The organism is Xenorhabdus sp. BG5, assembly GCF_015163665.1.
GTDB lineage: Bacteria > Pseudomonadota > Gammaproteobacteria > Enterobacterales > Enterobacteriaceae > Xenorhabdus.
Map to the genome: position 1 here is coordinate 128,387 of NZ_JADEUG010000006.1, position 20,022 is coordinate 148,408.

A 20,022-nucleotide genomic window follows, 5' to 3' on the forward strand; every position below is an offset into this window, starting at 1 on the left:
TTATATAAAAGAATATTTGAATGGTCATTTTATATTCTTCTGATTATTTAAGATTGGCCTGAATTTTTTAAACAAAACCCCCTGACATGCTCATAACTTGTCAGGGGGCTTGTAATAGGCAAAACGCAGTATACCTATCTCACTTCAAGATGCATATTGTTTCTCCCCGCGAAGCGGGGAGAAACAATGAGTTATGTTGTCTGATAATGAGCAATTTGAAAGGTAACGCGTATAAACAGAAGATTAAATTAATTTGATGATGTGCGATGCAGGGCATGTTGAGTACGGTAGCGATCAACCCACATCGCAGTAGCGCCACAAACCGCAACGGGCATGATAAACAGGTTCACAATCGGGATCATGGTTAGAATGCTTACTGATGCGCCGAATTGCAGGTTATCTATTTTATTTTGGCGTAATGTATTGCGCATAGTGGTAAAACTGACTTTATGGTTATCAAACGGGTAATCACAATATTGGATTGTTAGCATCCAGGCACTGAAAATAAACCAAAGGAGAGGAGCGACGGTTTGGCCTATTCCTGGGATGAAGTAAAGTAACAATAGGATGAGTGCACGCGGAATATAGTAAAGAATTTTCACTACTTCACGTTTCAGAATACGGGGCGTGTCTTTGAGTAAGTCGATAACGCCAGTATCGGGTGCCGGAATGCCTGTTAAGTTAGCCTCCAGTTTTTCTGCCAGCAAGCCATTGAATGGTGAAGCGATAAAATTAGCGAGTGTACTGAAAAAATAAGTAAAAACCAGTAAGATAGAGATAACTACAAGTGGCCAAATTAAATAGCTTAACCATTGCATCCAATCTGGTATTTTATCGAGAGTCCATTGTATCCAGTCCCCCAGTTTATGATATAGCCACCAAAATGAACCACCTAGCAATAAGATATTAGCCAATAAAGGTAATAGAACGAACCTCTTAATGCCAGGACGGGTTATTAGTTGCCAACCTTGGGCAATATAGTGAAATCCATTCGCATGTTTTGGCAACCTTGTCGAATTCGTCATATTTTCTTATTCTCTCTTGGATGATTGAGACGGTATGATATAGGTAGGATTTTCTACTGACTAGTCGTTCCATGAGTAAAAAACAGTCGAAAAAACAGAGGAAATCTCTCATTATGGTAAGAAAAGTAGGTAGAGACTTGCACTTGTCCTATTTGACAAATACTCTTATCTAAAGAATATTCTGCCGTGATGGCAATTAATTTAAACAACAGAGATAGCAATGATGCAGGATTTGCGTCTGATATTAATCGTTGTTGGTGCGATAGCCATAATAGCTTTGCTATTACATGGGTTGTGGACCAGCCGTAAAGAGCGTTCATCACTCTTTCGTGATCGCCCAGTTAAACGTCATAAACAGGGGCGTCAGGAAGAGCCAAAGAATGATAATGGCGATGAACTGTTTGATAATACGTCAAAATCGAATGTTCAGGAGTCGACGAAACCGCAGACTGAACATCGTGCAGAGCTGGTTATCGAACGTCATGCGTCTGAATTGTCAGTCATAGTATCTGATGATGGTACTGATCCTTTACTTGCAAAGCATCAATCCGATGCTTCTACAGTCAAGGTGAAAGGTGTCGATGATCAACAGGAAGAACCCCAACTTGGCTTGTTTGATCCGATTGAACCCGCTGAATCTAAGGAAGCCGGGGTAGCAGAGTCAGACTCTGACATTGTGGAAGGGCAGCCAACGGCAGCGAAAAATGAAGCACAGTCTAAACCTGAACAGACTAAAAAAGAGACGGTGTTGGTGTTGCATGTTGCCGCTCATCATGGGCAGGAACTGAATGGCGAAGTACTGTTCCAAAGCGTTTTACAGTCAGGCTTCCGGTTTGGTGAGATGAATATTTTTCATCGCCATCTAAACCCATCGGGTAACGGTGCTGTGTTATTCAGTTTAGCTAACATGGTAAAACCGGGTTCGTTTGATCCGGACCAAATGGTAGATTTCACTACTCCCGGCGTTTCCATATTTATGCTTGTGCCTTCATATGGTGATTCCAATCAGAATTTTAAACTGATGTTGCAGGCGGCACAGCGCATCGCTGCTGATGTGGGAGGCGTCGTTCTGGATGGTGAGCGCAAGTTGCTGACACCACAGATGATCGAACTCTACAAGGCGCGTATTCGTGATACGCTCAGTGTCAGTGAATAACCCTTCTTTTTTAGTATCAAGCCCCCGCTAGTCGGGGGTTTTTTCATCTCTGGTGAGAAGTCATGGAAAATATCATCCAAAAAATCAAAGAATTAAGAACAACATTACGTCATCACGAATATTTGTATCATGTTATGGATGCGCCAGAGATCCCTGATGCAGAATATGATCGTTTGATGCGAGAATTAAAAGCGCTGGAAGAGCAGTATCCAGAAATGGTTACTGCGGATTCTCCTACCCAGCGAGTGGGAGCTGCACCGTTAACGACGTTTGAGCAGGTACGCCATGAGATCCCTATGCTATCTCTGGATAACGTATTTGATGAAGAAAGCTACCTGGCATTTGACAAACGCGTTCGTGATCGTCTGAAAGACAGCCAGGATTTGGTGTTTTGTTGTGAGCTAAAACTTGATGGTTTGGCGGTCAGTTTGCTGTATGAAAATGGGGAATTGGTGCAGGCTGCGACTCGTGGTGATGGGACAACGGGGGAGAATATTACCGCCAACGTCCGTACTATTCGTGCCATTCCCTTGCGTTTGAAAGGAGATAATATTCCCGCTCGCGTCGAAATCCGTGGTGAAGTCTTTATGAAGCAAGCCGGGTTTGAAAAATTCAACGAAGAAGCGCGCCGCACAGGCAATAAAGTCTTCGCTAATCCCCGCAATGCGGCGGCTGGCTCATTGCGTCAGCTTGATCCCCGCATTACTGCCAAGCGTCCACTTACTTTCTATTGCTATGGAGTTGGTGTGCTGGAAGGCGGAGAGCTACCAGCAAGTCACTATGAACGCCTGATGCAATTCAAGCGGTGGGGACTGCCTGTCAATAACAACGTGAAGTTATGCCAGGGAACTCAACGGGTGATGGATTTTTACCATGACATTGAGCAGAAGCGGCCGACACTGGGCTTTGATATTGATGGAGTTGTTGTCAAGGTCGATTCCCTCGAATTACAAGAAAGGTTGGGCTTTGTTGCCCGAGCGCCACGTTGGGCGACGGCTTTCAAGTTTCCGGCTCAAGAGCAGATAACTATCATCCGTGATGTTGAGTTTCAGGTAGGACGTACTGGTGCCATTACTCCGGTTGCTCGTCTGGAGCCGGTATTGGTGGCAGGTGTTACAGTGAGTAATGCCACGCTGCATAATGCAGATGAAATTGAGCGTCTGGGGCTGCGTATTGGTGATACGGTGATTATTCGTCGTGCCGGAGATGTTATCCCGCAAGTCGTGGGCGTTGTTTATGAAAACAGACCAGCAGAAACTCAGGAAGTGATTTTTCCCGCACATTGTCCGGTTTGTGGCTCAGATATAGAGCGTGTCGAAGGTGAAGCAGTCGCTCGTTGTACAGGAGGCTTGTTTTGTGGAGCGCAGCGCAAAGAAGCATTAAAACATTTTGTTTCCCGTCGTGCTATGGATGTTGATGGCATGGGCGAAAAAATTATTGAGCAGCTTGTGGATAAAGAGTATGTCAAAACGCCAGCTGAGCTTTTCCGACTGACAGCCGGGAAATTAACGGGTCTTGATCGTATGGGGCCTAAGTCTGCGCAAAATATCATTAATGCCTTGGAGAAAGCGAAGAAAACCACTTTTGCACGTTTTATTTACTCTTTGGGTATTCGTGAAGTTGGCGAAGCGACAGCCGCCAACTTGGTTGCCCATTTTGGCACGTTAGAAAAATTACGTGCAGCGGACATTGAGGCATTGATTGCGGTGCAAGATGTGGGAAGTGTTGTTGCCCGCCATGTTGTGAATTTCTTTAATGAGCCACACAATCAGGTGGTGATTGATGATCTCGTTAACAATATGGGTATTCATTGGGAATCGACAGAAAACCTGAACTTTGATGACGTCGTCAGTCCATTTGCTGGCAAGACAGTCGTATTGACAGGCTCATTGCGCCGTTTATCTCGAGACGAAGCTAAAGATAAGCTGACAGCCCTAGGCGCAAAAGTGACAGGAAGTGTGTCTAAGAAAACGGATATGGTTATTGCAGGTGAAGCTGCGGGTTCCAAATTAGCTAAGGCCAATGAGTTGGGAATCTACGTTATTGATGAAGAGGAAATGCTCCGTTTATTGGGTGAATAATGTGCATTCCACTTAGAGAGGCGATTATTAAAGTGTGATCGAGTTAGCTAAATAGAGACATGTAACCACCTAAATAGTAAATTAGTGTGACAGTAATCAAAATTTACTATTATGTGTTGCATAAAATACAGATGTAAATTTGCACAGAATCGTGTTTGGAGCTCTTCTTTATGTCTATCTCTCATATTTTACATTTTTTCCTCTCATTAGTGGTCATTGGCGGCCTGGCGGTTTTGGCAAGTAATAACCGGAAGGATATTAAGATTCGTTATATTATTCAGTTAATTATAATTGAACTCTTTCTGGCCTGGTTCTTCCTGAACTCTAACGTAGGTTTGGGAGTCGTTAAAGGATTTGACGATTTATTTGTCCATCTATTGTCTTATGCAGCGAAAGGGACCAGCTTTGTTTTCGGTGGCATGATAGAAGCAAAACTGGCCTTTTTCTTCCTGAATGTATTGTGTCCTATCATTTTTATTTCCGCCCTGATTGGTATTTTGCAACACATCAAAGTACTGCCAATTATTATTCGTGTAATAGGTACAATACTGTCTAAAATCAACGGTATGGGTAAACTGGAATCATTTAATGCGGTTAGCTCATTGATTTTGGGGCAATCAGAGAATTTTATTGCTTATAAAAATGTGCTTGGCAAAATGTCTGAACGCCGGATGTATACGATGGCGGCAACGGCAATGTCTACCGTATCTATGGCTATCGTCGGCGCTTACATGACGATGCTGGATGCAAAATATGTGGTTGCGGCACTGATCCTCAATATGTTCAGCACTTTTATCATCTTATCTCTCATCAATCCTTACTCTGTTGAGAATGAAGAAGATATCCATATGAGCAACCTCCACGAGGGGCAAAGTTTCTTTGAAATGCTGGGTGATTATATTCTGGCGGGTTTCAAAGTTGCTTTGATTGTCACTGCGATGTTGATCGGTTTTATTGCCTTGATTGCAGGAATTAACGCAATTTTCCATCTGGTATTTGGTATTACTTTCCAGGAGTGTATGGGATATGTGTTTTATCCGTTTGCATGGATCATTGGTATTCCAAGTGATGAAGCGCTGAAAGTCGGCAGTATCATGGCAACCAAGTTGGTTTCCAACGAATTTGTGGCGATGCAGAGCCTGCAAGAGATGTCTGCTCAACTCAGTGAACATTCGAAAGGTATTCTGTCCGTATTTTTGGTTTCTTTCGCTAACTTCGGTTCCATTGGAATTATTTCTGGCGCTGTTAAAGGGCTGGATGAACAACAAGGTAATGCTGTTGCGCGCTTTGGCTTGAAATTGCTGTTTGGTTCAACGCTGGTGAGTTTCCTGTCCGCAGCAATGACCGGACTGATTTTGAGCATCTAATCTGTTTCATTAGATTTGATAGAAAACAACCAAAAGTGGCGTTCTGACAGATGCCACTTTTTTTATATTCATAGTGAGATAATGAGTCTGAAATGATGAACAAAGAAAACTTGTTGGAAATAGCCAATACAGCTATGCCATTTGGTAAATATAAAGGGCGAATGTTGATTGATTTGCCGGAAGAATATTTACTTTGGTTTGCTCGCAAGGGGGAGTTCCCACAGGGAAAACTGGGCGAATTGATGGAAATGACGCTTGCAATAAAAATTGAAGGATTGGACTCGCTGGTAAAACCGTTGAAAGGCGCCTGATGGATAAAGTTTTTTTGTTCATTAATATCAAATCAGTGATGTTAATCGCTTAACCATTTTTTTAATAATTGACCTTATATCTTGATTGGATGGCTAATACAGATAGATAAGGAAAATCCCTGAAAACTTGCGCTTTCAGGGATTAAGAATTTTGGTGGAGCTAAGCGGGATCGAACCGCTGACCTCTTGCATGCCATGCAAGCGCTCTCCCAGCTGAGCTATAGCCCCACAAATGTGGTTTAGATTTTGAATACCAAACACTGATTACTCTGATGAGTAAGTAAGATAAGTATTTGGTGGAGCTAAGCGGGATCGAACCGCTGACCTCTTGCATGCCATGCAAGCGCTCTCCCAGCTGAGCTATAGCCCCAAATCAAAATCCTGTAGAACGGGGCGAATCATATGAAAACCGGAGAATTCTGTCAATGAATTCATTAATATTCCCCGTGTAAACGCTGAAAAAGCCATCAATGACCCATTGGGAGAGCAAAAAATAAAGGCACTCAATTATTGAGTGCCTTTCATTTCATTATTCACGCCTCGTTATGACGTAACATCAATAGATGACGATTTATTGCGCTTCACGCTGAGCAATATATGCCAGAGCCTTATCAATACGAGCTAATGAACGAGCTTGGTTAATCGCATGGATTGTTACATCAACACTCGGAGACTGGCCCGCACCTGTTACAGCAACGCGCAGTGGCATGCCTACCTTACCCATGCCAACTTCCAGTTCGTCAGCTGTCGCCTGAATGGCGTGATGGATATTCTCAGGCGTCCATTCAGTCATGGCTGCCAGTTTCGCACGGGCAACTTCCAATGGCTGGCGAGCAACAGGACGCAGATGTTTTTTCGCCGCATCTGCATCAAATTCGGCAAATTCTTCATAGAAATAACGGCAAGATTCAGCTATTTCTTTCAGCGTCTTGCAGCGTTCACCTAACAGTTTGATCAAATCAACCAGTTCTGGCCCCGTGCGAGTATCAATACCTTGCTGTTCAATATGCCATGCTAGATGTACAGCAACTCTTTCTGCTGGCAGGGTATTAATGTAATGATGGTTCAACCATTGCAGTTTTTCCGTATTGAATGCACTGGCAGATTTGCTAATGGCATCAAGGCTAAACAGTTCAGTCATTTCTTCAACGCTGAAAATTTCCTGATCGCCATGTGACCAGCCCAGACGAACCAGATAGTTCAACAATGCTTCTGGCAGATAACCATCATCACGGTATTGCATTACGCTGACTGCACCGTGGCGTTTGGACAGTTTTTTACCATCGTCGCCGAGGATCATAGAAACATGGGCATATTCTGGAACAGGTGCACCAAGCGCTTTCAAGATATTGATCTGACGAGGGGTATTATTGATATGGTCTTCACCACGAATAACATGGGTGATTTCCATATCCCAATCATCAATGACTACACAGAAGTTATAAGTTGGTGAGCCGTCGGTACGGCGAATAATCAAATCGTCCAGCTCTTGGTTACTGAATTCAATCGGGCCACGGATACTGTCGTTAAAAATGACAGAACCTTCTTGTGGGTTGCGGAAACGCACAACATGTGGTTCATCGTGACTATGCTGGCACTCGCTATCACGGCATTTTCCGTCATAACGTGGTTTTTCACCATTGGTCATCTGAGTTTCACGCAATTGTTCCAAACGCTCTTTAGAGCAATAGCAGCGATAAGCAGTACCTTGCTCTAACATTTCATCAATAACCTGGTTGTAACGGTCGAAACGTTTGGTCTGATAATAAGGGCCTTCATCCCAATTCAGATTTAACCAGTTCATCCCGTCCATAATTGCGTCGATGGCTTCTTGGGTAGAACGTTCCAGATCGGTATCTTCGATGCGAAGAACAAATTCACCTTGATTGTGGCGACTGTATAACCAGGAATAAAGAGCAGTACGCGCACCACCAACATGCAGATAGCCAGTAGGACTTGGTGCAAAACGGGTTTTAATTTTACTCATCAGGAATTGCCTTAATTACGTTTCTCTTGATTAGAGAGCGTGTTGGATGATTGAAGTAACAACAGTGGGCGTTATTTTATCACTGCACTTCAATTCCTCAATGGCGTTAATGGCAGGTTATTGAGAAAAGCTAAAATAACCCATCTAAATGATACCATTGCGTGATGATCATTGTTTCATTCTGTTTAATTTTACGACGAACGATTGTTTTAGTGATAAAAAGCGTTGACTCACTTCGAACTATCCCTATAATGCGACTCCATCACGACGGGGCGATTAGCTCAGTTGGTAGAGCATCTCCCTTACAAGGAGGGGGTCATCAGTTCGAATCTGGTATCGCCCACCATATTTCTCGTAGTGATAAAAATGATTTTATGATTGGGCGATTAGCTCAGTTGGTAGAGCATCTCCCTTACAAGGAGGGGGTCATCAGTTCGAATCTGGTATCGCCCACCAATCATAAATCAGTGGTATTGATGTCGTTAATAGTCATCGTGAAGTGGGCGATTAGCTCAGTTGGTAGAGCATCTCCCTTACAAGGAGGGGGTCATCAGTTCGAATCTGGTATCGCCCACCACTTCATCGGGTTGTTTCGTCTACAGTATCACATTGATATTTAGAATGGGTCGTTAGCTCAGTCGGTAGAGCAGTTGACTTTTAATCAATTGGTCGCAGGTTCGAATCCTGCACGACCCACCATTTAAATATCAAAATCAAAATTATCTAATTGGGTCGTTAGCTCAGTCGGTAGAGCAGTTGACTTTTAATCAATTGGTCGCAGGTTCGAATCCTGCACGACCCACCATTTAGATACCAAAATCAGAATTACCTAATTGGGTCGTTAGCTCAGTCGGTAGAGCAGTTGACTTTTAATCAATTGGTCGCAGGTTCGAATCCTGCACGACCCACCATTCAGGTATCAAGATACGAAGTGGGCGATTAGCTCAGTTGGTAGAGCATCTCCCTTACAAGGAGGGGGTCATCAGTTCGAATCTGGTATCGCCCACCACTTCATACCCGCATTTCTTATCAGACACTTGTTTACCTTAGCGTCATATTCTCTTAATACTTTTTCTTCTGATATACAGAATCTCGCGGCTATTTTACCTTTAGTCCATAACTTTTGAATTTTTCCAGCACTTGCTGCATTTCTGCTGGAGAAAGTATTGGAACGGTTCCCATAATTGGCAGCACTTTTAAATAAAGTTGTGCCAATATCTCAATTTCATTGGCCAGCCATAGTGCTTTTTCCAGATTAACTTCCATTGCAATCATGCCATGATGCTGCACCAACAATGCCTTACTGTATGCGATCCCTTTTTTTACATTATCAGCTAATTCAGCCGTGCCAAAAGTGGCATAGGGAATGCAGGGAACATGATCAGTGCCTGTAACGGCAACCATATAGTGGATAGCGGGTATAGCATGATTGAGAATAGAGACTGCTGTGGCATTAACAGCATGGTTATGTACAACAGCATTGAGATTGGAGCGTACTTGATAGCAAGAGAGATGAAAATGCCATTCGCTTGAAGGCACCTTATCGGCTTCATATTCTCCCCGATTACTGACAAATACGATTTGAGCAGCCGTTAGCTTTTCATAAGCTATACCACTGGGGGTAATCAGAAAACCGTCTTGATAGCGGGCACTGATATTGCCCGATGTCCCTTGGTTCAATCCAAGCGCATTCATTTTGAGACAAGTTTCAACAATCTCTTGGGCGATTTGCTCTCTATTCATCATTTTTACCTTGCATGATAATGACGGTTACCCACACAGATCAGGGAAAAGCGCCCGTAATCCTTCCGCACTGGCATCACAAATCCCACGTTCAGTAATCAATCCGGTGATAAGTTCAGCAGGTGTAACATCAAAAGCATAGTTTCCGCAAGAGGTTCCATGTGGCGCTGTGTTGACCCAGCTTCGTACACCTTCAGGTGTGATGCCATATACGTGGGATTGCTCTTCACCTGAACGTTGTTCAATGGGAATTTCTTTGACACCATCCCAGACTGTAAAATCCAGTGTAGGAGATGGCAGGGCCACGTAAAAAGGCACCTGATTGGCTTTGGCTGCTAATGCCTTGAGGTAAGTACCAATTTTGTTGCATACATCGCCTCTGGCAGTTGTCCGATCTGTGCCAACAATACAGAGATCCACTTTGCCATGTTGCATCAAATGCCCGCCGGCGTTATCAGCAACTAAAGTATGTGGTACACCATGTGAACCCAATTCGAAAGCAGTTAACCCTCCTTGATTACGTGGGCGGGTTTCATCAACCCAGACATGAACCTTAATCCCGGCATCATGTGCCATATAAATGGGCGCCAGAGCGGTTCCCCAATCTACCGTCGCAAGCCAGCCGGCATTGCAGTGAGTCAAAATATTGACCGCTTCGCCTGTTGGTTTGGTTTCGGCGATATTCTGGATTATTTTTAGTCCGTGCTCACCAATTTTGCGACAGAGTTCCACATCTTCATCTGCAATTTCATTGGCGATACGATAAGCCATTGCTTCACGTTGTGAATGTTCGAGATTTTCTAGTGCGCAATAAGTTCGATCCAACGCCCACTTTAAATTGATCGCAGTAGGACGGGTTTTCACCAAAACATTGTAAGCCTGTTGCAGTTTTTCATCGCTACTTTCTTGATGCATTGCCAATGCCATACCATATGCAGCGACGGCACCAATCAAAGGCGCTCCCCGTACCCACATTTCTTTGATGGCTGTTGCAGCATCTTGCATAGTGCGTAGTTGAATAGTCTGCATTTCAAAAGGAAGTTTGGTTTGGTCGAAAATTTCGACGGTATAACCATCGCCGGCAAGCCAAACAGAACGGTAATGAATACCATTAATTTTCATATCAACCTCTTAACACTGTGCAATATAACGTCTGATTAGCGAAAAAGTGGGATAATTTTCTCCATTGACTATCAATTCTCGTGCCAGTTTTAGTGCTCGTTTTTCACAGACAGCGCGCTGGTTTTGATCTTCGATTTGTTTAAAATCAGCAACACCGGCAAACCCAACAATACGACGATTAATCTCTAAGCCAGCATAGGCGAGTGTGTCTTTAAATAAGGTGGATAGAAAATCATTTTGCACTGTTTTTAAGAAGGAAGCATCGAATGTGCCCTGTTGATAAAGCACGACAGGATAGGCATCCCCGATGTCTTTTTCATTCCATAATTGGCGAAAATGGCGTTCAAACACTGACCAGGTTGTTTCTATTTGCTCTAAAAGCCATGTTTGGTAATCAACACATTGCGCATTATTTTCCCGCAGGGCTGGCTGGGAGAAGTAAGCCATTAATAAATTACCAATATAGTTACCGATATCAAACGCCATTGGTCCCATAAAACTAAATTCTGGATCAATAACTTTGGTGGAATCTGGCGTCACCATGATTGAGCCGGAATGGAGATCACCATGCAGCAAAGCTTGTGCTTGCGTCATGAATTGATACTTATACTGCATGGCAGCCTGAATAAGTGCGCGATCTTGCCAGATGGAATAGATCTCATCGTCAAGTTGGGGGGCAGTCCAGTTATTTCTCTCTGCGTTAAAATAGGGCTCAGTAAAAATCAGATCTTCAGTGATCTTGCAAAGTTCATGATTATTGGCGAAGAGAGCAGTAAGATCTTTTTTATCTTTACCAGCCATACCCATATCGGAGGTATGGAACAGTGTATTCGCAAGAAAGATGCCAATATCTTCAGCGAGATGGGGGAGCTTTTCTCCGGCAATAAGGCGATTGCGCAGGATGATATGCTGAGATAAATACTCCATGACAAAGAGAGACATTTTCTCATCATAAAAATAGACATCAGGAACATATTCTTTGGCGACTTTTTTTTCTTCAATCAGGGCATGATATTCAAAATGCGCACGAACAAGGGAAAGTGGCCATGATTCACCCGCAGCTCGTACATAAGGCAAGGCTTGCTTTACGACAATCGTTTTTTCTTTTCCAGAGACGATAAATACTAAATTAAGATTTCCATCACCCACTTCTTGAATTTGCCAGGTTTCAGGGGAACCGCCTGGTGAAATGGTTGTTGGTAAATTTTTAGCAAGATAATGTGATAAAGATTCGCAAGTTTGTGGAATATATCCTATAGGAAGATGAGCAGACATTATTTTTCATCCTGATAATTTCATGAAGGAAAGTTCATAAACTGCACAGCGATAATTCATTCTACTGTAATGAAATTTACATTTGTTAACTATAGATATGCAAAAGTAAGGTGTCTGTGATGGAACTAACGAATTCCTCTTGAGTGAAATATTCTGTTTTTTATTCGACTAATATCAAACGAGTATCAACTATGTTTGAGGTTTACCAATTTCACCGCATAAATTGATACATTGGAGGTGAGGTTCGTTTGTGCCTTTCATGTAGCGCATGAAATCATTTAATTTTTCAGTCATAGATACGGGAACTGTACCGCTACCATCCTCAGCCCAATAAAATGAAACACGAAAATATGCACAGCAAGCACCGCAGCTAATACAGGGATTGTCTTGTAATTTAGATTGAGAAGTTAACGTTTTACTCATACCAGATGTCACTTATTTTTTATTTCTTAGTAAGGAAAATATAGCTGGATAAACCTTATCTAAATCAATGTTGTTGACATTTTCAGGATCATATAATGTGATAAATTTATCTTTTGTAGCCAGTGGGGCCCAATTTTCAGGTCTTGTTACACCATAAAAGGCAACAATCTTTTTCTGTAATGCGGCTGCTAAATGACAAATACCCCCATCACCGACAACAATGAGTGTCATGCTGCTCAATAAAGATAAAAAAGAACCCAGAGAATCGGATACTACAACTTCACTATTTTTTCCTATCCGTGATTTTAAATTCTCAGCTAAAGGAATGTCATGCTTATATGAAGAAATAAAAAATTTTGTATCTGGGTGATTTTCTAGAATTTTATTTGCTATTAAAGTGAGGCGTTCATTATTAATGAGACTGTATTTTCTATTGTTAGATACAGAAAATAAAATCATGGGAATCGGCTGTTCAATAGATTGGAAGGTATTTTTAAATTTGATACAAGGAAAAAGCTCAGGAGATAATTTGCTCTCAGTAGGTGAAAATGTACGTAATACTTTTAATGCTTGATGGTAACCATTGACTTGCTCCTGCTTCATTGGATAGTTAATTAACTTTGCATGCCAGTGCTTATCTGTAACAACAGCATAGCGTTTTTTAGCCCCTAATAGCCATAAGAATAGATTATTTAGCTTCATAGGTGTAGGTTTGGCTGATATAGCAATATCAAATTTTTTTCGACGAAATACTAATGCAGTTTTAATAATAGATAGGTATTTATTGCCTCTAGGGAGGATGTAGACCTTGATTTCAGGACACAAATAATAAGCGAGTTCAGTATTGCCAGAATCTATAAATAAGCTGATTTCTGCGTTGGGATAGGTTTTCTGTAAAAACTTTATTAACGGTTGAGTGCAAATGAGATCACCTAGTCCATTTCGACGTAGTATGGCTATTTTCATAGGGTATTGTCAGAATTAAAAATTCTATCGTTTAAAGTTGATTTCATTATAGTTAAATTAAGTCCATTCTTTAACACCATTGAGCAAATTTCTCACATATAGTCGAGACTACAGGCCATTTGACCCACAAAATCAATGCGGTGATTGCTGTTGAATTTATCCGCGATGCTGTTGCCGTAAAAAACACTAAAGTTTGTTAGTTTTTTAATTCCTTTAATTACAGTTCCTGGCTGCCTTTAAGTAGAAGAACGAATAAGCTGAATGAAAGATCATGCTTTCGATTTGAATAAAAATGAAATATTTTCGGGGTGGTTTTTCTCTAAAAATGAACTTTAATAAAGATCACATTTTCGATTGACCCACTCTGCTGTAATTGTTTTTTGATGTGAGCGGTTTTGACCTTGAAGCTGGGATTGTCATCAGGCACTGATTGTTTTTGGTGCCGACGTCATTGTGGTTGATGAATAAGAAATATCTATTTTAATAAAAAACGTTACGTTTTAACCATATCTGAATAGTCTGGAGATACTATGCAGCCATTATTGCAGTTGATCCACCGCCATAAATCAGGCGAGAACGTTGGAGTTTACTCTGTTTGCTCGGCACATCCTTGGGTGCTGGAAAGTGCAATTCGTTTTGCCAAAGAGAGAGACTCTTCGGTACTTATTGAGGCAACTTCTAATCAGGTTAATCAGTTCGGTGGATATACCGGAATGCAACCGACAGATTTCCGCACAATGATCTGGAATATTGCTGACAAAATAGGGCTTCCTCACGAAAAAGTCTGGCTTGGTGGTGATCATCTGGGGCCTAATGCATGGCAGAACCGTAGCGCGCAAGAGGCTATGCAGCTCTCTGAAACACTGATTTACGATTATGTTGCGGCAGGTTTCAGAAAAATTCATCTCGATTGTTCAATGTCCTGTGCTGACGATCCGGTGCCGCTCTGTGATGAAATCGTAGCATCTCGTGCAGCGAGGCTGTGTCAGGTTGCTGAGCGCAGTTGGAAAGCGCACGGCGGTGAACGCCCTGTTTATGTGATTGGCACTGAAGTTCCTGTTCCGGGAGGTGCTAAAGCGTCAATGGCAGGGATGCAGATCACTTCACCTCTGGCAGCAGAAACGACGCTGAAAATTCATCAACACGCATGGCAGGAGCATGGTTTAGCGGATGTCTGGCCGCGGGTTATTGGCCTTGTGGTTCAGCCTGGCGTCGAATTTGATCATCATAATGTTGAACATTACTAGTCAGCGAAAGCACAAACACTAAGCCAGTTTATCGAAACCGTCCCCCATTTGGTTTATGAGGCGCATTCTACGGATTACCAAACTTTGCGTGCTTACCGTGAATTGGTGCGTGACCATTTTGCCATCCTAAAGGTGGGGCCTGCACTGACGTTTGCCCTGCGCGAGGGGTTGTTTGCTCTCGATAAGCTAGATCGTGAATGGAATGGTGAGCTGAATGCGGCTCACCTGCACAGTACGCTGGAGCAAATCATGCATGAGCAGCCTCAGCACTGGCATCCTTATTACCAAGGCAATGCACATCAGCAATATATCGACCGCCAATACAGTTTTAGTGACCGCATCCGTTATTACTGGGCAGATCCAAAGGCAGAAGCGGCAGTCAATAAGCTGTTGGATAACCTGCGTAATAACCCAATACCTCTGTCGATGTTAAGTCAATACCTGCCTGAGCAGGCCGAAGCAGTAAAAGCAGGGCGGCTGGAACATGATCCGAAAGTGTGGGTGATGGATAAAGTGAGAACCGTTTTACTTCAGTACGCACTCGCGTGTGAAGGAGCTGTCGCATGAAGACGATATTGTCATATTCACAGTCATGGCTGGAAGAGCACAATGCGCTGCTTACCGCAGAGGAAATTGCCCATCAACCCCGTTTATGGCGTGAACTCTATCGTGAATTGGAGTCCAGCTCGGCACAGTGGCAGCCTTTTTTGTCTTCATTGTTAGCTAAGCCTGATTTACAGATTATCCTCTGTGGTGCCGGTTCTTCCGCTTTTGTCGGTAAAGCGATGGCTCCGTGGTTACGTGAACATTGCGGGTTGGATGTTTGCGCCTATGCGTCGACAGATATTCTGCCGACACCGTGGCAGTATCTTGAAAAACAGCGTCCGACCTTACTAGTCTCCTATGCACGTTCTGGTAACAGCCCGGAAAGTGTTGGTGTAATTGCGCTGGCAGATCAACTGGCAGGTGATGTTTATCACTTGATACTTACCTGTAATCCTGATGGCGCGCTTGCCCATTATGTTAAGGAGAAGCGGGCTGAGGGTAAGAACAATGTCTGTTCGCTGATTATGCCTAAAGGTTCCCATGATCGTAGTTTTGCAATGACATCCAGCTTCAGCTGCATGACGTTGGCGACATTGCTACTGCTTGGCAAACAGGATCTTGCACGGGAAGATAGGTCGGTCGAAAAGATGGCCACTCTCTGTGAAAAGTGTTTTTCAGAATGGTTGCCGCAGGTTCAGAAAGTATCACAGTCCGGTTTCAACAGAATGGTAGCGTTGGGTTCCGGCTGTTTTACCGGTATCGCGGAAGAAGGCGCCCTCAAGATGCTCGAATTGACCGCCGGGAAAGTGGCAACCCGTTTTGATTCTACACTCGGTGTACGTCACGGTCCTAAATTTATGATCGATCAAAATACCTTAGTTGTCGTGATGCTGTCAGCAGAAGCGTATTGCCGCCGTTATGATATCGATCTGCTCAATGAACTGAAACATGATGAACGGGCAAAACAGATTATTCCGCTTAGCAGCCTGCCATTGTCGGGAGCTGTTGAACTGAATAGTGAGCTCTCTGATGTCTGGTTAATGTTTCCGTATCTTATCTTTTTCCAGTTGTTGGCATTCAATACCTCGCTGTCACATAGCTTATCACCCGATAATCCTTGCCCGACAGGGGAAGTAAATCGGGTTGTACAAGGTGTCCAGCTATACCCTTATTAACATACAAAATAATAACAGGAGTGAGTATGTCTACCCCAAACATATTGATGACCCGAATCGATAACCGTCTGATTCATGGTCAGGTTGGCGTGACCTGGACAAATTCACTGGGCGCGAATTTGGTGGTGGTGGCAAATGATGACGCATCAGCCGACCCTGTTGCGCAATCTCTAATGGATATGGTGGTTTCTGACGATGTGCAGACCCGCTATTTCACATTGCAGAAAACAATCGATGTCATCCACAAGGCGGCGGACAGGCAGAAAATTTTTATTGTCTGCAAAACACCTCAGGATGTGCTTACTCTGGTTAAAGGAGGTGTTCCTATCAAATTTGTCAATGTTGGAAATATGCATTTCTCGGAAGGAAAAAAACAGATCCACAAAACGGTCTCTGTTGATGACGCTGATATCAATGCATTCCGTGAGTTGGATAAATTGGGAGTCACTTGTGAAATCCGTCGGGTGCCGGATGAAGCAGGTGAATCTGTCTCTAAGCTGATTAGCTGAGGAGGTCAGTATGCTTACTAGCGCACTACTTATCGCTTTACTGGCAGGGATAGCCGGTGTTGACCTGTTTAACGGACTGACTCATATTCACCGTCCCATCGTGATTGGCCCTTTGGTTGGACTGATTTTAGGGGATGTACAGACGGGTTTGTTGGTTGGCGGAACGCTGGAACTGGTCTGGATGGGGATGGTACCACTGGCCGGAGCGCAGCCACCTAATGTGGTTATTGGCGGGGTGATTGGGACAACATTTGCGATCATGGCCCATACCGATCCGAAAGTGGCGATAGGGATAGCTGTGCCATTTTCGATAGCCGTACAGGGTTGTATCACACTGTTATTCACTATCTATTCACCGATGATGCACAAGTGCGATGAAATGGTGAAAAAACTGAACTGGCGTGGTGTTGAATGGGTCAACTACTTCGGTATGTTCATTCTATTTTTGTTCTACTTTATTGTGGCTTTCCTGCCTATCTATTTTGGTGCAGATGCGGCGAGTGCCATTGTTAGAAAAGCGCCACACTGGTTGCTTGATGGCCTTGCAGTGGCTGGGGGAATGATGCCTGCCATCGGTTTCTCATTACTGATGAAGCTTATGATGAAAAAAACTTATGTGGCCTACTTTATGCTGGGTTTTATTTCCGTAACTTTCCTGAACATGCCGATTATTGCAGTCGCACTCGGCGCATTCGCAATCGCACTGATTGATTTCTTTAATCGTACCCATAACGATAGCAACGACGATCAGGGTGCAGGTTCTCAGACTACCGCACAGGAGATGAACAATGGCATTTAATATAGCAACCAGCCAGGTTGATCGAGACGACTATATTGATAAAGAACCCGGTCCCGAACTGACAACCCGCGATATTAACGTTATGGCGCTGCGCTCACTACTATTACAGGCATCGTTTAACTATGAACGTATGCAGGCAGGAGGCTGGTTATATACCCTGATACCCGCACTGCGCAAGATCCATAAAAATCCACAGGATTTATCCAACTCCATGAAAATGCATATGGAGTTTATCAATGTTCATCCCTTTGACGTCACTTTTCTGTCTGGGCTTGTGCTGGCGATGGAAAAGAGTAAAGAGAAGGTGTCTACCATCCGTGCTGTGAAAGTTGCATTAATGGGACCTTTAGGCGGGATCGGGGATGCTCTGTTCTGGTTGACTCTACTACCTATTTGTGCCGGCATTGGTGCTTCTTTGGCACTTCAGGGCAGTTTATTCGGGCCAATTATTTTTCTGCTGATGTTCAACATCGTGCACTTTGCCTTGCGTTTCGGGCTGGCACATTACGGTTACCAGGCCGGTACCAAAGCGATTGCCATGCTGAAAACGCACACCAGGAACATCTCTCATGCGGCTTCAATTGTCGGTATGACAGTGATAGGCGCGCTGGTCGCTTCTTACGTTCATCTTTCCACACCGTTAGTCATGAAGGCTGGTGAGGCGAAGGTCGCTCTACAGACGGATGTACTGGATAAACTGATGCCTAATCTGCTGCCTCTGGCTTTTACTCTGCTGGTTTACTGGCTGATGAAGAAGGGAAGTTCACCGGTGAAACTGATTGGTATCACAGTAGTGTTCGGGGTTGTCGGTAAGTTAGTTGGTTTTCTATAAGGAGTGCAGATGTTAGGTGTAGTGATAACCGGACATGGTAGTTTTGCCAGTGGCCTGTTGCAGGCAGTAGAGCAGGTCATTGGCCCACAGGCGCAGTGTATAGCCGTGGATTTTCCAGAAGGAATGTGTACTGAGACACTGAAAAAAGCACTGGCGGCTGCGTGCAGTCAATGTGATCAGGGGGACGGGCTGGTTTTTCTCACCGATTTACTCGGTGGTTCTCCGTTCAGACAGTCTGCGCAACTGGCATTAAATCATCCTGCATATCAAGTCATTACCGGTACTAATATGCAGATGGTTGCGGAAATGATGCTTGAACGTGACGGTATGACAGCCCTTGAGTTTCGCGACATGGCACTGGAATGTGGACATCGTGGGCTGACCAGCCTGTGGCATGAACAGCAGCGTGAAAAACAGACATCACAGGGTATTGATGGTATCTGAGGAGTTAACATGTATCTGATTTCTAATCGGGAAATGCTGAAAAAAGCGCAGCGGGGAAGATACGCTGTACCTGCCTTTAATGTCCATAATCTTGAAACAGTGCAGGTGGTGGTAGAAACCGCTGCCGCACTGTCATCACCGGTGATATTGGCGGGAACACCCGGCACCTTTACCTACGCAGGGCTGGAATATATGGTGTCTATCTGTCGTGAAGCGGCGTATATCAACCATCTGCCAGTGGCACTGCATCTGGATCACCATGAAGAGTACGATGATATCTGTCATAAAGTGCAGTCCGGTATCCGTTCTGTGATGATTGATGGTTCACATCTGCCTTTTGAGCAGAATATTGAGGCGGTATCCTGGGTGGTTCGATTTTGCCAGAACTATGATGTCAGCGTTGAGGCAGAATTAGGCAGGCTTGGCGGGCAGGAGGATGACTTAATCGTCGATAACAAAGATAGCTTCTATACCGATCCTATGGCTGCGAAAGAGTATGTTGCCCGGACAGGCATTGATTCACTGGCGGTTGCGATAGGTTCTGCGCATGGCCTGTATCACGGGGAGCCGCACCTTGATTTTGATCGCCTGGACGCCATCAGGCAACAGGTTGATATTCCACTGGTACTGCATGGTGCATCGGGTATCCCTGAAGAGATGGTTCGGCGTGCGATTAATTTGGGGATCTGTAAGGTGAATGTGGCGACAGATCTGAAAATCGCTTTTGCTGACGCGGTCAAAGCCTATTTTGCTGAACACCCTGATGCAAACGATCCGCGCAAATATATCACACCGGGTAAAGAGGCAATGCGCAAGGTGGTCGAAACTAAAATCCGCATTTGCGGTAGCGCAGGAATGATGTAACCACAAATTAGGGCCCTGCAGAAATATAACGCGATAATCGTCATTGAAGATTTGAAGGTCGCCAACATGTAACGCGGAAGATTGGTGTATTTTTGAGTGTCATTCGGGAGACCTATCCGCTTTCACAAAAAATTCACTTTATCCTAGATG

16 protein-coding genes, 9 tRNA genes and 2 pseudogenes are annotated in these 20,022 nt (G+C 43.9%); 18 read left to right on the forward strand and 9 right to left on the reverse strand.

Annotation, left to right across the window (positions count from 1 at the left end):
- Positions 1 to 248: 248 nt before the first annotated feature.
- On the reverse strand, positions 249 to 1,025 hold the full coding sequence (gene cysZ / locus IQ209_RS05370; RefSeq protein WP_193849678.1) for a sulfate transporter CysZ: 777 nt from the start codon (positions 1,023 to 1,025) through the stop codon (positions 249 to 251).
- A 220-nt stretch (positions 1,026 to 1,245) separates the two neighbouring features.
- Between cysZ and zipA the strand changes: the two genes are divergently transcribed.
- From zipA to IQ209_RS05390, 4 genes are all read left to right on the forward strand, one after another.
- A complete protein-coding gene (gene zipA / locus IQ209_RS05375) occupies positions 1,246 to 2,181 on the forward strand; it encodes a cell division protein ZipA (protein WP_193849680.1) in 936 nt (311 codons plus the stop codon).
- Between the two features lie 62 nt (positions 2,182 to 2,243).
- Complete coding sequence (gene ligA, locus IQ209_RS05380) at positions 2,244 to 4,262, forward strand: NAD-dependent DNA ligase LigA (RefSeq protein ID WP_193849681.1); 2,019 nt, start codon at positions 2,244 to 2,246, stop codon at positions 4,260 to 4,262.
- Positions 4,263 to 4,438: 176 nt separating this feature from the next.
- On the forward strand, positions 4,439 to 5,629 hold the full coding sequence (locus tag IQ209_RS05385) for a nucleoside transporter C-terminal domain-containing protein (RefSeq protein WP_193849715.1): 1,191 nt from the start codon (positions 4,439 to 4,441) through the stop codon (positions 5,627 to 5,629).
- A 95-nt stretch (positions 5,630 to 5,724) separates the two neighbouring features.
- The gene (locus IQ209_RS05390; protein ID WP_193849717.1) at positions 5,725 to 5,940 is read left to right on the forward strand and encodes a DUF3820 family protein; all 216 of its coding nucleotides are present in this window, start codon (positions 5,725 to 5,727) and stop codon (positions 5,938 to 5,940) included.
- Positions 5,941 to 6,092: 152 nt separating this feature from the next.
- On the opposite strand, the gene IQ209_RS05395 is transcribed toward IQ209_RS05390, so the two are convergent.
- The 3 genes from IQ209_RS05395 to gltX form a co-directional block, all read right to left on the reverse strand.
- A tRNA-Ala gene (locus tag IQ209_RS05395) sits at positions 6,093 to 6,168 on the reverse strand.
- 66 nt (positions 6,169 to 6,234) lie between these two features.
- A tRNA-Ala gene (locus IQ209_RS05400) sits at positions 6,235 to 6,310 on the reverse strand.
- Between the two features lie 201 nt (positions 6,311 to 6,511).
- Positions 6,512 to 7,927 (reverse strand): glutamate--tRNA ligase, encoded by a 1,416-nt coding sequence (gene gltX / locus IQ209_RS05405; RefSeq protein WP_193849683.1) that lies wholly within the window; start codon positions 7,925 to 7,927, stop codon positions 6,512 to 6,514.
- 270 nt (positions 7,928 to 8,197) lie between these two features.
- On the opposite strand from gltX, the gene IQ209_RS05410 reads away from it, so the two are divergent.
- The 7 genes from IQ209_RS05410 (at position 8,198) to IQ209_RS05440 (ending at position 8,936) form a co-directional block, all read left to right on the forward strand.
- A tRNA-Val gene (locus IQ209_RS05410) sits at positions 8,198 to 8,273 on the forward strand.
- 34 nt (positions 8,274 to 8,307) lie between these two features.
- A tRNA-Val gene (locus tag IQ209_RS05415) sits at positions 8,308 to 8,383 on the forward strand.
- Positions 8,384 to 8,428: 45 nt separating this feature from the next.
- Positions 8,429 to 8,504, forward strand: a tRNA-Val gene (locus IQ209_RS05420).
- 46 nt (positions 8,505 to 8,550) lie between these two features.
- Positions 8,551 to 8,626, forward strand: a tRNA-Lys gene (locus tag IQ209_RS05425).
- Positions 8,627 to 8,656: 30 nt separating this feature from the next.
- Positions 8,657 to 8,732: transfer RNA gene (locus IQ209_RS05430), tRNA-Lys, on the forward strand.
- 30 nt (positions 8,733 to 8,762) lie between these two features.
- A tRNA-Lys gene (locus tag IQ209_RS05435) sits at positions 8,763 to 8,838 on the forward strand.
- A 22-nt stretch (positions 8,839 to 8,860) separates the two neighbouring features.
- A tRNA-Val gene (locus IQ209_RS05440) sits at positions 8,861 to 8,936 on the forward strand.
- Between the two features lie 89 nt (positions 8,937 to 9,025).
- Here the strand turns inward: IQ209_RS05440 and IQ209_RS05445 are convergent.
- The 5 genes and pseudogenes from IQ209_RS05445 to IQ209_RS05460 form a co-directional block, all read right to left on the reverse strand.
- Complete coding sequence (locus tag IQ209_RS05445) at positions 9,026 to 9,670, reverse strand: L-fuculose-phosphate aldolase (RefSeq protein WP_193849685.1); 645 nt, start codon at positions 9,668 to 9,670, stop codon at positions 9,026 to 9,028.
- A gap of 27 nt (positions 9,671 to 9,697) precedes the next feature.
- Positions 9,698 to 10,792: an S-methyl-5-thioribose-1-phosphate isomerase gene (gene mtnA / locus IQ209_RS05450; RefSeq protein WP_193849687.1), complete on the reverse strand. Its 1,095-nt coding sequence runs from the start codon at positions 10,790 to 10,792 to the stop codon at positions 9,698 to 9,700.
- A gap of 9 nt (positions 10,793 to 10,801) precedes the next feature.
- Positions 10,802 to 12,067, reverse strand: a complete 1,266-nt coding sequence (gene mtnK / locus IQ209_RS05455; protein WP_193849689.1) for an S-methyl-5-thioribose kinase — start codon at positions 12,065 to 12,067, stop codon at positions 10,802 to 10,804.
- 201 nt (positions 12,068 to 12,268) lie between these two features.
- Positions 12,269 to 12,490 (reverse strand): annotated as a pseudogene (locus tag IQ209_RS18240) (YkgJ family cysteine cluster protein); the annotation flags it as partial.
- 12 nt (positions 12,491 to 12,502) lie between these two features.
- Positions 12,503 to 13,456, reverse strand: a complete 954-nt coding sequence (locus tag IQ209_RS05460) for a glycosyltransferase family 9 protein (protein WP_193849690.1) — start codon at positions 13,454 to 13,456, stop codon at positions 12,503 to 12,505.
- 530 nt (positions 13,457 to 13,986) lie between these two features.
- On the opposite strand from IQ209_RS05460, the pseudogene IQ209_RS05465 reads away from it, so the two are divergent.
- The 7 genes and pseudogenes from IQ209_RS05465 to IQ209_RS05495 all read left to right on the forward strand — a co-directional run bounded on the left by IQ209_RS05465 (position 13,987) and on the right by IQ209_RS05495 (position 19,872).
- Positions 13,987 to 15,270 (forward strand): annotated as a pseudogene (locus tag IQ209_RS05465) (D-tagatose-bisphosphate aldolase, class II, non-catalytic subunit).
- The gene (locus IQ209_RS05470; protein ID WP_193849692.1) at positions 15,267 to 16,424 is read left to right on the forward strand and encodes an SIS domain-containing protein; all 1,158 of its coding nucleotides are present in this window, start codon (positions 15,267 to 15,269) and stop codon (positions 16,422 to 16,424) included. The pseudogene IQ209_RS05465 and the gene IQ209_RS05470 overlap by 4 nt, the downstream one beginning before the upstream one ends.
- Positions 16,425 to 16,450: 26 nt before the next feature.
- Positions 16,451 to 16,933 carry a PTS N-acetylgalactosamine transporter subunit IIB gene (agaV, locus tag IQ209_RS05475; RefSeq protein WP_193849694.1) on the forward strand — a complete coding sequence of 161 codons (483 nt, stop codon included), beginning with the start codon at positions 16,451 to 16,453 and terminating at the stop codon, positions 16,931 to 16,933.
- A gap of 10 nt (positions 16,934 to 16,943) precedes the next feature.
- Positions 16,944 to 17,732, forward strand: a complete 789-nt coding sequence (agaW, locus tag IQ209_RS05480; protein ID WP_193849696.1) for a PTS N-acetylgalactosamine transporter subunit IIC — start codon at positions 16,944 to 16,946, stop codon at positions 17,730 to 17,732.
- Complete coding sequence (locus IQ209_RS05485) at positions 17,722 to 18,564, forward strand: PTS system mannose/fructose/sorbose family transporter subunit IID (protein WP_193849698.1); 843 nt, start codon at positions 17,722 to 17,724, stop codon at positions 18,562 to 18,564. The genes agaW and IQ209_RS05485 overlap by 11 nt, the downstream gene beginning before the upstream one ends.
- 9 nt (positions 18,565 to 18,573) lie before the next feature.
- Positions 18,574 to 19,008 carry a PTS galactosamine/N-acetylgalactosamine transporter subunit IIA gene (agaF, locus tag IQ209_RS05490; protein ID WP_193849700.1) on the forward strand — a complete coding sequence of 145 codons (435 nt, stop codon included), beginning with the start codon at positions 18,574 to 18,576 and terminating at the stop codon, positions 19,006 to 19,008.
- A 9-nt stretch (positions 19,009 to 19,017) separates the two neighbouring features.
- Positions 19,018 to 19,872: a tagatose bisphosphate family class II aldolase gene (locus IQ209_RS05495; RefSeq protein WP_193849702.1), complete on the forward strand. Its 855-nt coding sequence runs from the start codon at positions 19,018 to 19,020 to the stop codon at positions 19,870 to 19,872.
- Positions 19,873 to 20,022: the final 150 nt, after the last annotated feature.

What these genes read in the sequence shown, in the direction of transcription:
- cysZ (WP_193849678.1), bottom strand. Translation starts at nt 1,025, where the DNA reads ATGACGAATTCGACAAGGTTGCCAAAACATGCGAATGGATTTCACTAT.
- zipA (WP_193849680.1), top strand. Translation starts at nt 1,246, where the DNA reads ATGATGCAGGATTTGCGTCTGATATTAATCGTTGTTGGTGCGATAGCC.
- ligA (WP_193849681.1), top strand. Translation starts at nt 2,244, where the DNA reads ATGGAAAATATCATCCAAAAAATCAAAGAATTAAGAACAACATTACGT.
- IQ209_RS05390 (WP_193849717.1), top strand. Translation starts at nt 5,725, where the DNA reads ATGAACAAAGAAAACTTGTTGGAAATAGCCAATACAGCTATGCCATTT.
- gltX (WP_193849683.1), bottom strand. Translation starts at nt 7,927, where the DNA reads ATGAGTAAAATTAAAACCCGTTTTGCACCAAGTCCTACTGGCTATCTG.
- IQ209_RS05445 (WP_193849685.1), bottom strand. Translation starts at nt 9,670, where the DNA reads ATGAATAGAGAGCAAATCGCCCAAGAGATTGTTGAAACTTGTCTCAAA.
- mtnA (WP_193849687.1), bottom strand. Translation starts at nt 10,792, where the DNA reads ATGAAAATTAATGGTATTCATTACCGTTCTGTTTGGCTTGCCGGCGAT.
- mtnK (WP_193849689.1), bottom strand. Translation starts at nt 12,067, where the DNA reads ATGTCTGCTCATCTTCCTATAGGATATATTCCACAAACTTGCGAATCT.
- IQ209_RS05460 (WP_193849690.1), bottom strand. Translation starts at nt 13,456, where the DNA reads ATGAAAATAGCCATACTACGTCGAAATGGACTAGGTGATCTCATTTGC.
- IQ209_RS05470 (WP_193849692.1), top strand. Translation starts at nt 15,267, where the DNA reads ATGAAGACGATATTGTCATATTCACAGTCATGGCTGGAAGAGCACAAT.
- agaV (WP_193849694.1), top strand. Translation starts at nt 16,451, where the DNA reads ATGTCTACCCCAAACATATTGATGACCCGAATCGATAACCGTCTGATT.
- agaW (WP_193849696.1), top strand. Translation starts at nt 16,944, where the DNA reads ATGCTTACTAGCGCACTACTTATCGCTTTACTGGCAGGGATAGCCGGT.
- IQ209_RS05485 (WP_193849698.1), top strand. Translation starts at nt 17,722, where the DNA reads ATGGCATTTAATATAGCAACCAGCCAGGTTGATCGAGACGACTATATT.
- agaF (WP_193849700.1), top strand. Translation starts at nt 18,574, where the DNA reads ATGTTAGGTGTAGTGATAACCGGACATGGTAGTTTTGCCAGTGGCCTG.
- IQ209_RS05495 (WP_193849702.1), top strand. Translation starts at nt 19,018, where the DNA reads ATGTATCTGATTTCTAATCGGGAAATGCTGAAAAAAGCGCAGCGGGGA.